This window comes from Neobacillus niacini (assembly GCF_030817695.1).
Lineage (GTDB): Bacteria > Bacillota > Bacilli > Bacillales > Cytobacillaceae > Neobacillus > Neobacillus niacini_F.
Genome location: NZ_JAUSZQ010000002.1, coordinates 3,620,575 through 3,632,738 on the forward strand (window position 1 = coordinate 3,620,575; position 12,164 = coordinate 3,632,738).

At 39.1% G+C, this 12,164-nt stretch carries 12 protein-coding genes; all 12 read right to left on the bottom strand.

The annotated features are described in order from the left end of the window. Positions 1-14 precede the first annotated feature (14 nt). Positions 15-1,445: an amino acid permease gene (locus QFZ28_RS18410; RefSeq protein ID WP_307195993.1), complete on the bottom strand. Its 1,431-nt coding sequence runs from the start codon at positions 1,443-1,445 to the stop codon at positions 15-17. Between the two features lie 25 nt (positions 1,446-1,470). Continuing rightward, the gene (gene kynU, locus QFZ28_RS18415; RefSeq protein WP_307195994.1) at positions 1,471-2,742 is read right to left on the bottom strand and encodes a kynureninase; all 1,272 of its coding nucleotides are present in this window, start codon (positions 2,740-2,742) and stop codon (positions 1,471-1,473) included. 45 nt (positions 2,743-2,787) lie between these two features. Further along, positions 2,788-3,576, bottom strand: a complete 789-nt coding sequence (locus tag QFZ28_RS18420) for a 2-keto-4-pentenoate hydratase (RefSeq protein WP_307195995.1) — start codon at positions 3,574-3,576, stop codon at positions 2,788-2,790. A gap of 23 nt (positions 3,577-3,599) precedes the next feature. After that, positions 3,600-4,322, bottom strand: a complete 723-nt coding sequence (locus QFZ28_RS18425) for a 2-keto-4-pentenoate hydratase (RefSeq protein WP_307197063.1) — start codon at positions 4,320-4,322, stop codon at positions 3,600-3,602. 130 nt (positions 4,323-4,452) lie between these two features. Next, positions 4,453-5,919 carry an aldehyde dehydrogenase gene (locus tag QFZ28_RS18430; protein WP_307195996.1) on the bottom strand — a complete coding sequence of 489 codons (1,467 nt, stop codon included), beginning with the start codon at positions 5,917-5,919 and terminating at the stop codon, positions 4,453-4,455. After that, a complete protein-coding gene (locus QFZ28_RS18435) occupies positions 5,912-6,388 on the bottom strand; it encodes a RidA family protein (RefSeq protein WP_307195997.1) in 477 nt (158 codons plus the stop codon). The genes QFZ28_RS18430 and QFZ28_RS18435 overlap by 8 nt, the downstream gene beginning before the upstream one ends. A gap of 19 nt (positions 6,389-6,407) precedes the next feature. Beyond that, entirely contained in the window at positions 6,408-7,418 is a 1,011-nt protein-coding gene (locus QFZ28_RS18440; protein WP_307195998.1) for an amidohydrolase family protein, read from the bottom strand. Next, positions 7,403-7,942: a 3-hydroxyanthranilate 3,4-dioxygenase gene (locus tag QFZ28_RS18445; RefSeq protein ID WP_307195999.1), complete on the bottom strand. Its 540-nt coding sequence runs from the start codon at positions 7,940-7,942 to the stop codon at positions 7,403-7,405. Before QFZ28_RS18445 ends, QFZ28_RS18440 begins: the two co-directional genes overlap by 16 nt. A 62-nt stretch (positions 7,943-8,004) precedes the next feature. Then, positions 8,005-8,568 (bottom strand): NADPH-dependent FMN reductase, encoded by a 564-nt coding sequence (locus tag QFZ28_RS18450; RefSeq protein ID WP_307196000.1) that lies wholly within the window; start codon positions 8,566-8,568, stop codon positions 8,005-8,007. Positions 8,569-8,614: 46 nt separating this feature from the next. After that, on the bottom strand, positions 8,615-9,139 hold the full coding sequence (locus QFZ28_RS18455) for an FAD synthetase family protein (protein ID WP_307196001.1): 525 nt from the start codon (positions 9,137-9,139) through the stop codon (positions 8,615-8,617). A 31-nt stretch (positions 9,140-9,170) separates the two neighbouring features. Beyond that, the gene (locus tag QFZ28_RS18460; RefSeq protein WP_307196002.1) at positions 9,171-10,649 is read right to left on the bottom strand and encodes a 4-hydroxyphenylacetate 3-hydroxylase family protein; all 1,479 of its coding nucleotides are present in this window, start codon (positions 10,647-10,649) and stop codon (positions 9,171-9,173) included. A gap of 162 nt (positions 10,650-10,811) precedes the next feature. Then, the gene (locus QFZ28_RS18465) at positions 10,812-12,080 is read right to left on the bottom strand and encodes an MFS transporter (RefSeq protein ID WP_307197064.1); all 1,269 of its coding nucleotides are present in this window, start codon (positions 12,078-12,080) and stop codon (positions 10,812-10,814) included. Positions 12,081-12,164 lie beyond the last annotated feature (84 nt).

A 12,164-nucleotide genomic window follows, 5' to 3' on the forward strand; every position in this document is an offset into this window, starting at 1 on the left:
GTATAGATTTAAAATTAATTTATATTCTTATTTAAAATTTCATTGGTATCATTTTCTACTTTGTGAGTGTTGGATCCTTTTTTAAAAAAGAAATAGGCAGCCGTTAAAAACAGTAACCACGGAATTCCGAATTGAATCATAATCTTAAAATCGGTAAACCATGTTGTGATCATCAAACTTAACAGAAGTACAGCCCCTGCGATCGTTAAATAAGGATAGCCAATCATTCTTACCGGTAATTTCCGGCCATTTGACTTCTCCCACTTTCTTCTGAAAAATAAATGGGATACAAACACCATAAACCATGTGAAAATTGCACCGAACATTGATATTCCCATCATAAACGCATAAGAGGAGCCTGGTAATAGTGCATTTACTGCAGCTGCCAGGAATATTCCTAAAGTAGAAACACCAAGAGCCTTTAAAGGTACTCCTTTTTTGTTTAATTTACTTAGAAATGAAGGAGCATCTTTTCCCTGTGATAAAGAAAACATCATTCGGGTAGATGCATAAAGTTGACTGTTCATTGCAGATAAAGCAGCAGTTAATATAATAAAATTCATAATACCGGAAGCACCGGGGATATTTAAGAGCTCCATTACCTTTACAAAAGGACTTTGTTCCACACCGGCGGATTTCCAAGGAACAATCATTAACATAATTCCAATAGTAATAATATAGAAGGTAGATAGTCGGAATACCGTTGCTTTCAGAGCTTTTGGCACCGCAACGTCGGGATCTTGTGCTTCTCCAGCCGTAACCGCTATCATTTCTGTTCCTAAAAAGCTAAATAATGAAATAAAGATCGCGACCCACATCCCCCACCAACCAAAAGGCAGGAAACCTCCGTCATTTACAATATTCTCAGGTCCCATATTCGGCTGAGCTGAATTACCAAATAAAACATATGATCCTAAAAGTATGAAACCAACTATTGCACTAATTTTGATCATGGAGAACCAATACTCAAACGTAGCAAAGGTATTTACGCTTGTTGCATTTACATAAATTAATACACCTGCAAACAACAAAATCCAGACGAATCCAGGAACATCAGGGAACCAGTACTTCATATAGACAGCAATGGCACTCACTTCTACCCCAACCGCAAGAACGTTTGCTATCCAATAGGAATAGCGGACAAGAAAACCAGCCAGCGGGCTGACATACTTTTCTGAAATGGTGCCAAAGGACCCAGACGTTGGATGAGCAACCGTCATTTCGGATAAGCACCCCATTAATAGTAATACAATAAATGCGCCAATTGCATAACTTAGTATTACACCCGGTCCAGCAGTGCTAATGGCAAGGCCGCTTCCCAGGAATAAACCCGTACCAATTGCACACCCCATTGCAATCATGGTTAGCTGCTTGGTTTTTAATTCACGCTTCAATCCATTTCCGGATTCATTCCCTTTATTTAAATGAGTAAGTTTGTTCCCCATATAGTTCCTCCTACTATTAGTAATTTTATGCTACGACCTCTCGTTCATTTGCGAACTTTTCATATTGTCTTTCTTTCATAATTTTCTTTAGTATTTGTACTACTTCCCATACCTCACTATAAGAGGTATAAAGAGCCACTGGAGCTAGACGAATAATATTAGGTGCACGGAAATCAGGAATAATACCATTTTCTTTTAATGCCTTGCAAATCCGTGCTGCTTCTTTATGCTCTAGACTCACATGACCTCCACGGCGTACATCTTCTTGAGGGTTACCTATGTTAAATCCCATATCGGATAACTCTTGGTCCAACAAATCCATCAAGAACCGATTTATTTTCAATGACTTTTGTCGGATATTTTCAATTCCTGCTTCTGCAAAAATCTCCAAGGCACCTAGTAACGGTGCAAGACTTAACACATGTGGTGTCCCAATTTGATAGGCTCCGGCAGACTCAGCAGGTGTTAATGAATGTTCCATATCAAATTGTTTCTCTTTTTTAGAACCAAACCAGCCAGCAAGACCAGGAGCAGTTCCAAAGTGTTTTTTGTTTACATATAATCCGCCAACACTTCCTGGACCACCATTTAAATGCTTATAATTGCACCAATAGGCAAAGTCAACACCCCATTCACTAAACGAATGTGGTATGGCACCGATGGAATGGCAGCCATCAAAACCGATTAAGATCCCTCTTTTATTCGCCTCAGCTGTTAGACGCTTCATGTCCAAGATTTGACCGCTTCGGTAAAGTACAGTCGGTAAAATGATCAGTGCAATATCTTCGGTCATTGCCTCGATAATATCCTCTTCATCCAGGAAACGGCCATCCCGGCTTTTTACACGAATCAGGTGTGTATCCGGATCAAATCCATGTATGCGAAGCTGGCTTTGAAGAGCATAAATATCAGATGGAAAGGTTAATTCATCAGCTAGAATTTTTGATTTCTTTCCTTCTGGCTTATAAAAAGTAGCGACAAGTTGGTGCAAATTCACCGTGGTCGAACCCGTAACAATAACTTCATTAGCGGAAGCTCCAACTAACGGTGCCATCATCTCTCCTAATTTTTCTGATAAAAAAAACCATGGGTGTTTCCCTTTTGTCCAGCCATCAATTCCATGCTCTTTCCAATCATTTAATGATTCTAAAAGAGTACGTTCCGCTCTTTTTGAAAGAAGGCCCAATGAATTCCCATCCATATAAATGGTATTTGGTTTTATGTAAAATTCCTCTCTATACCTGTTTAAGCTGTCAGTTTGGTCTAATTGTTTGGCATACTCTAATGTTAATTCCATTTGTATCCTCTCCTCTACATTTATTTCTATTTACATTCTATATTATTATTTACAAGAGAATGATACACTGCCCAGTTCTGCAAAATCTACTAAAATGGTATCTTCAGCTTGAAAGCTAATCGCTTCCGTAATGGCACCACTAAGAACGATATCACCTTTTTTTAAGCCGCGTCCTGTTTCTCCAAGCTTATTTACTGCCCAAGCTACCGCTGCAGCAGGATTTCCTAATACTGCAGCGCTTGTGCCGACAGTGGCCACTTCTGAATTTTTGGACATATACACACCAATTTCTTTCAGGTTAAGAGATTCAGGATACTTCCATTTGTTTCCGACGATAAATTTTGAAGATGAACAGTTATCAGCCACAACATCAACCAGGGTAAACTTGAAATCTAAATAACGACTATCAATAATCTCAATAGCTGGTGCCACATATTTTGTAACACTTAAAATATCCTCCTCTGTAACAGAAGTCCCTTTGATGTCTTCATCAATGAAGAAGGCAATTTCAGGTTCTGCCTTTGGGTGGATGAAACTGCTATAAGGTACTGGCTCCCATTCTGTGGCAAGCATATCATCCATTAAATATCCATAAATCGCTTCATGGACCCCCATCATTTCTTGCTTCGCTTTACTTGTTAACCCGAGTTTCACACCTATTCGTCGAAGTCCTTCCTGTTCTTTTTGCTCAATCAATTTTTGTTGGATTTTATATGCCTGCTCAAATGTTAAGTCCGGATTTTTTGTCGTAATTTTTTCGACTTCCCGTTTTTCCTTTTCTGCGTCTAAAAGGTATTTTACAATTTCTTCTTCTGTCCCTTGCATCAGTTTCATGTATAAAAAAACCTCCTATTTGTTTACTCGAATGTTACAGAAACAGTTCCCAATAAACCGAAATGTGCTGAAATCTTATCTTCCTCTTTTACAGGAACTGCACCAGAAAGTGCTCCTGGAAGAATCAACTCACCTGCTTTTAAATGGATGCCAAATTCATGTAATTTATTCGCCAACCAGGCAACTGCTTTTGCAGGGTGTCCTAACGCCGCTGTTCCAGCTCCTGTTGCAACCATTTCATCATTTTTATAAAGGACCATTCCCTGGGTTCGTAAATTAAATCCTTCTATTGTACTAAATTTATTCCCAACAACTACTCTTGCAGATGATCCATTATCCGCCACAGTATCTACTAATCTAATTTTCCAATCAGATATACGGCTATCAATTATCTCAATGGTCGGCACTACATATTTTGTAGCCATTAACACATCTAAATAATTCACATTTGGTCCTACTAAGTCCTTATCTAAAATAAATCCAATTTCCGCCTCGACTTTTGGACTGATGAATTCACTGAATTTGACCTTTTCACCATCAGAAATCCTCATATTATCTAATAGGTGGCCGTAATCAGGCTCATCAACTCCGAGCATCTGCTGCATTGCAGCGCTAGTTAGACCCACCTTCTTCCCAATAATCTTATGCCCTTCTTCTTTCTTTTTCTCAATTATTTTAAGCTGTATTTGGTATGCGTCATGAACATTAAGGGTGGAAACCCTCTCGGATAGCGGAGTTACTGGCATTTGACTTGTCTCTGCCCTAATTAATTCAGTTGTAATCAAATCTAAGAAATTACTCACTATACATTCACCTGCCTGATAATCATATCTATAGAGGAAAAAGTGGCCATGCAGCCACTCTTTCCCTAAGCCCTTACAATTTCATGGTAATCGTTTTAGCCTCCGTGTAGAATTCGAAACTATGACGTCCGCCTTCCCTGCCAATACCACTTGCCTTCGACCCGCCAAAAGGCGTTCTTAAATCTCGGTAGTACCAGCAGTTGATCCAGAATAAACCAGAATTTATTTGATCTGCAACACGGTGGGCACGCCTTAAATCATTAGACCATACAACTCCAGCCAACCCGTAAATCGAATCATTCGCAATTTGAATCGCTTCCTCTTCTGTTTTAAAAGGAATAACCACTAAAACCGGTCCAAAAATTTCTTCCTGCGCTACTCTCATTTTATTATCTACATCATAGAGTACGGTTGGCTCGTAAAAATTACCATCTGTTAAACCTTCTACGCGCTTTCCGCCAGTTGCAAGCTTTGCACCCTCTTCTAATCCAATCTGCACATATCTGTCGACAGTCTCCAAATGATTTGTGGAAATAAGGGCACCCATATCCGTATTTTCATCTAGTGGGTCTCCAACTTTTATTTTCTTAACCGCTGTTACCAATTTAGCTAGGAATTGTTCATAAACTGTTTCCTGCACCAACAGCCTTGAACCTGCAAGACAGATTTCACCTTGATTCCTAAAAATCGCTTCAATCGAGCCTTGGACTGCTTCATCCAAGTCAGCATCATCGAACACAATATTCGCTGATTTTCCGCCCAATTCCAGTGAAACTGGGATTAACTGTGAGGCTGCATTTCTCATTACTGTTTTACCAGTTGTACTTTCACCGACAAAAGAGATCCTGCGTACAAATGGATGAGTGGTCATTGCTGTCCCTACCGTTGAGCCTGGTCCGGTAAGAATATTCAATACACCTGGAGGAAGTCCTGCTTCATTGGCAATTTCACCTAACATGACAGCACTTAACGGTGTATAAGATGCTGGTTTCACAATAACCGTATTGCCTGCAGCTAAAGCTGCAGATGCTTTCCAAGTCATTTGCATGAAAGGCAGATTCCACGGAATGATTAAGCTTGTAACTCCAGCTGGAGCATACTGCGTATAGCTCATATGCTTGGATTGAGGATAATGCTCATGATGAATATACTTTGCCATTTCAGCAAAGAATCGTAAATTTGAAGCCGCTCTTGGGATATCAAAATCTCTGCTTTCTTTTATCGGCTTTCCCACATCTAATGTTTCAATCAACGCCAGCTCATCAACACGTGCCATAACGAGATCGGACATTCGACAAAGAATCTTTGCTCTCTCTTCAACTGCCATTTTGCTCCAGATACCACTTTCAAAAGATGTTTGAGCAACTTGAATCGCACTTTCAACATCATGCACACTGGCACTTGCGACTGAAGCTAACTTTTGATTCGTTGCGGGATTAATAGCGTCAAAGGTTTCACCTGAACTAGCGTTTACATATTCTCCATTAATAAATAGCTTAGCGTCGTTAATCTTAAGCTGTTTTTCAAGCAACTTACTCATTTTGATCACCATCCTCAACTTCTAAAATCAACTCAACCTCTACTGCATTATTGTGTGGCAGTTGTGCCATCCCTACAGCTGACCTGCCGTGTCTGCCTTTTTCTCCAAATAGCTCAACCAACAAGTCTGAGGAGCCATTCATTACTTTTGGCTGGTCGGTAAAATCAGGGGTACTGTTGACAAAACCTAGGATCTTGACCACTCTTTTCACTTTGCTAAGATCGCCGAGTTCATGTTTAATAACGGCTAAAAGATTGAGCATGCACTGTCTAGCTGCCTGATATCCTACTTCTATTGATACATCTTTACCCAATTTCCCTCGGAATTCATCTGTACCCTGACCCGATGTAAATAGAAGGTTCCCTGTTCGGACACAGCTTACATAATTTCCAGCTGCAGGGCGCAGAGGCGGAAGCTCCAAGCCCATTTGCTGTAATCTTTCTTCTGGCGTTATCACTTTTTCTACCATCTACTCATCTCTTTTCATACTAAATTAGTTGATTAACCGGTATATTTAAGAATCTTAGTGCATTTTCACCTAACATTGCTCTTTTTTGGTCAGCAGTAAGGGATAGAGTATCATCAATAATCTTCCCAGGAGGTGTTTCCCTGAGCAGGAAAGGGTAATCAGATCCCATGATGACTTGTTCTGCACCAAATTTTTCAACTAGGAATTTAATATTTACCGGATCATTTACGATAGAATCATAGAAAAATTTCTTGGCATAAAAACTTGGAGGCTGCTCCGTCAGCTGAAGATGCGGCCATACATTCCACCCATGATCAAGGCGGGGAAGGATATAAGGCAGTGAGCCGCCGCCATGGGAAAAACAAATTTTCAATCCCGGAAACTTGTCAATGACACCACCTAGAATTAAACTTGAAGCAGCTAAAGCTGTCTCACTTGGCATCCCAACTGTGTACATTAGGTTATGTTTTGTAAACCGATCGCTGCCCAATGTTTCCCATGGATGAACGAATATAGGAACATTCCACTTCTCACACATTGCAAAGAAGTCTGTTAACGATTCATCATCTAAATTTTTCCCATTAATGTTCGTGCCGATTTCAATACCCTTTAATCCAAGCTTATGAACACAATGGTCTAGTTCACGAATAGCTGATTCCACATTTTGTACCGGAACTGTCCCAAGTCCAATAAACTTTGTTGGATGTTGAGCCACCGTCTCTGCGATAAAATCATTCTGAAATCTTGCCATGATTTCAGCTTCTTCTATCGGTGCCCAGTAAGAAAACGTTACTGGAATTGGCGAGAGAACCTGTAAGTCTACATTTTCTTTTTCCATATCAATAATCCGCTTCTCGGGACTCCAAACCTGGTTTGTCACTTCACGAAATACCTTTCCTGCAACCATAATATTGGCGCCGCATGAGCAAGTTGGCTGAAGAATTGGCCATTTGTCATTTTGGTATTTAGTCGAAAAGTCCGGAAAATTTTCAGGAATGATATGTGTGTGAAAATCTACTCGCATTTCCATTCACTCGCTTCTTCTGGCATTACATGACCACAATTCTTACAAGTACGAAGGTCTTCATTACTGTTAAATCCATTAATTGCCTCTTTTACCTGTACTTCAATATTTGACAATTGGACAGTAACACGGTGCATCTCAGAATCACATTTATCACAGAACCAAACAAAATCCTCTAATTCGCCGTCTGCTCTATCACGCTCAATTACAATTCCGATTGTATCAGCGACACGATGCGGAGAGTGAGGTACATTTGGAGGTAAATGGAATACCTCTCCTTCCTTTACTGTAATTACTTCTCTTTTACCCTCTGCATTGATAATTTCAACATAACAATTACCTTTTAATTGATAAAAAATCTCTTCGGATGGATCAACGTGAAAATCACGTCGTTTGTTAGGCCCGCCAAGAATCATAAACATTAGCTCCGAATCCTTCCAAATGACTTTATTATTAACCGGCGGCTTTAATTGTTCCTTATGTTCTTCGATAAATCCCCATAGGTTTATTGGTTTTAATGAATTTGTCATGAATATCTGTCCCCTCTCGAATTTTATTGACCCCACTTATAACTGAATAAAAATTTAGTCTGTTAAATTACGGTTTCTAATTTTTCCTCTGATGATTTTAATGCTTCTTGCATGAAAACTACTTCTTTTGCTAAGTCTGAAATTCTGTTTAATACATCCTGATCTATAATCTCATTATCTTTATTGAAATGATCGTTATTAACGTACACATAACCTGGCGCTACGAATGCCCTGAAAAATCCCGCAATTGGTTTCAATTGATTTTCAATGACCAGGTAGTGCTGGTAAGTACCGCCGGTAGCGACAAATCCCATTACTTTATGACGAATATCCTTTGGATTGATTAAATCAAATAAATTCTTAAGTGGTCCTGATAAAGAGCCTTGAAAAATTGGCGTTCCGATAATATAAAAATCAGCAGATTGAATGATATCTAGAACTTTTTTTGTATCACCTGTGTAGGTCGAAGGGTTTCGACCATCACAAAACTGCAGCTCATATTTTCTTAAATCCAACAATTCAATTTCCACATTTGGATGGTGTTTCTTTACTTCTTCAAGGACCTTTTGGACAACAATACTCGTCTTTGCTCCAATGATAGTGCCTGAAATTCCTAAAAGTTTCATATTTTTATGACTCCTTTTGTTTCTATATAGGCAATCCTCAGATCTTTTACCACCCTAATAAAGAGTAAGACTGTTGAAAATCTCCCTCTGAAATTAGCTGACGAATTCTCGATGATGAAATAAGTTCCCCGCCATTACAATAAACCGGTAACGTCTCATTAATCTGAAAATATTTTTTTAATAGTTCAACATCGCCTTCTCTACTTTTTCCAAAACGAAAATCGGAACCAATAGACACTTCTACCGGGTTAAGCATCGATAATTCACAGATAAAATCTTTAGGAGGACGTGTTGCATACCATTCATCAAAACTGGCAACAATCACATAATCTACACCTAACTTATAGAGCCTGCTTAACTTTTCCTGAATGGTTGTCAAGATTTGAGCACCTTTAAAAAAATGACGAGGAGGCGGGTCGAAAGTATATACGACGCTTGGAACCTGATGAACAAGACTCTTTTCCACAGCCTGCCTAATGACAGCTTGATGTCCTTTATGTACCCCATCAAATGCACCAATCGCAATAACAGAACCTTTAAGTGTGAGAGCACCATCTTTTAACGTTTGCATCGATCACACCTCCTCGAAATAGTGTAATAGTTTAAAGACTAGGAACCTTTTTATTTTGATCAAAAATCTCCAACGCTTCTTCAACCAGCTTAAATGAATTATTTCTTTTGTGGTTGTTATAGAAAATGGCTCTCTTGCGGATTGGATCTCCTGTGTAATAACGTTCGTATTGAAGGATCCTTTGCCCAAATGCCTCACCGCATAAATCCCATGCCAGCTTAAAGAGATGAACCCGCTCTTCTGCAGTTATGCCTTCTCTTCCCACGTAATATCGATCTAAATCTTCTCGTAGATCTGGATTTTCAAAATCGGCATCCGTTGGTGACATTAATAGCCCTCCAGCACCGATGATTTGCATGACTTCAATGGCACGTGGATACATTTTCGGCAGCAATCCTCGAATGGTTTCAAGAGGCGCATAGGCTGGCATTACTTCACCAGTCTCTGTTACTTCGTATTCATATTCAGCAATTCGGAGCAAGGCCCTAATGGATTCAACAGATTGGATTAATTCACCTAAATCGTTTTGAACATTTAGATAACAATCAACACCAATGGAGTCTGCTAATTTACAAGCCACTTCCGTAGCAAATTGCAGCTTTATTAAACCTCTTACTCCTGATTGATGTGCGGGCTGGATCCCAATTCCTGTTTTTGGATACAGTAGATTTGCTGCCTCAACATTGTTATAAAGGAATACACGATCCCATGGTACTAGTACATCATTAAATACCAAGACTGCATCCATTTCTTCAAATCTTGATGCTAATGGGTGGTCATAAACAGAACGCTTTCCATCCTGCATAGCTTCACGGCATAAAATACGAAGTCCTGGCGTATCAAGTGGCAATGCAAAAGCAAGAGCATAACGTTCATCTCCCGGTTTAAATCCAGGGAAAGAATAAACAATTACTTCATCAGTAATTGGTGCAAGGGTTGCCAGCATTTTAGCCCCTCTTACAACCAAGCCATCTGGCGTTTCTTTCACAGCACCTAAATGGGTAAACATATCCTGTTGTTCATGTGATGATTTACTGCGATCATTTTGTGGATTAATAATCGCGTGTGTTAAAAATAGGTCATTGTCGCGAACATACTTATAATAGGCCCGAATGTTTTTTCCCCATTCAGGATTGTATTTGTCCAAGAACTCGGAATTACTAGCCATTGAAGTTACCACTACATTTAGAAAATCGGGAGTTCTTCCCATCAAACCAAAGGTAGCCTTAGCAAAAACCTCAAACGTTTTTCTTCGAGCTTCTAGATCTTGATAGCTTTTTGGTACGGTGAATGCATTTGAAATTCTTTCACCGGTTTCTTCACAAATATGAGTAATCTCTCCTTGATACTCTGGGTCATGCTGCAAATCATACAGCTTTGCCATCTCCAAAATTGGTTGATGAAAAACAGGTTCTTCAAAAATATTTGTTACTTTTTTCCCCGATAACCAAACTTCTGGATTACGTGATTTTAATGCATTGATATACTGTGTTCCTGTACGAATTCCCATTTGCATCCTCCTCATCTTTCATAGTGTCATTATAAAACTGAATTTTCTGAGACATTGTAGTCTGGTTAACACTTTTTTCGAAAAAGTTAAATTACTTTTTTTTCAAAAAATAAAAGCCGCACTCTTCTTTTGATGGAAGAGAGCGGCTTTTAACTTTACAAATTATATATTTCCTTTTTTAGGGATAAACAAGATGGTAATGGAAGCTAAGACTCCTGCAACAGCAAAAAGATAAAAATTAAGGGAGAAGTCAAAATTTGAGCTCATAAAGAAACCTATTAGAATTGGACCTGAAATAGCTCCAATTCGACCAAATCCAAGTGCCCATCCTAGGGCAGTTGCCCGATTGTCCGCTTCAAAATATTTGGAAATGTAGGCATTTAGAATAAGTGTAGTTCCAATCGTTCCAAAACCAGCAATTCCTACTAATCCATACACAACGAACATCGAGGATTTTATGCTTAAAAGAGCGATTGAAATTCCTGCTAGGAAATAAGAAAGGCTAATAATTTTTCTTGAGCCCCACCGGTCTGCAGCCGTTCCTGCTACTAAAGCACCAATCGCCGCGGATAGGTTTAACATCAATAAAAATCCTAAACTAGGTCCGAGCGGATATCCTGCCTCACGCATCATTTTAGGCAGCCATGTACTTAATCCATAAATCATTAGTAGCCCTAGAAAGAAAGTAACCCAAAAAAACATGGTTGCCCGAATATTTGTCCGTGAGAATAGACTCGCAATAGCCGCAAATTTATTCGATTTTCCTTTGGTCTCATCCATCATACTGCTTTGGATAAAATCATTAGGAAGTTGATATTTTTTTGCCAAACTTTCAGCTTTATCAAACTTTTTCTTAGCAAGTAGAAAACTAATTGACTCGGGAAGAAATTTAATAATAAATGGAATAACTAAAAGTGGAATGACACCAATCCAAAACATTAATCTCCATCCATAGTCCTCTAAAAGAAACATCGAAAATAAAGCCCCAAGGACTCCTCCAATTGGATAACCTGTATACATAATAGCGTACATTTTTGATCGGTGCTGGATAGGAGAATACTCGATTGTTAAAGCAGATGCTGTAGGAATTACTCCACCAAGTCCAAGACCGCCAATAAAGCGAAAGATCCCAAACATTTCTGGTGATGTTGAAAGTGCAACGAGACACATTGAAACAGAAAATACGGTAACGCAAAAAATTAAGGTCAGTTTACGGCCAATTATATCCGTAACTGTTCCAACACAGATGGCACCGATCAGCATACCCATTAGTGCATAGCTTCCTATTGCACCTGCTTGAGCTGGAGTCATACTCCAATCTTTATATTCCATTAAGGATGGCAATACTGCACCATAGATTCCTAAATCATATCCGTCTGCCAGCATCGCAAACCAGCAAAGTATAACAACAACAAACGTTGCTTTTGGCATACTTTTAATAGAAAGTTTAGTAGTATTTAATCCGATATTCTTTTTCGTTAAATCTTCCGTAACGACAGATTGTACTTCCCTGTT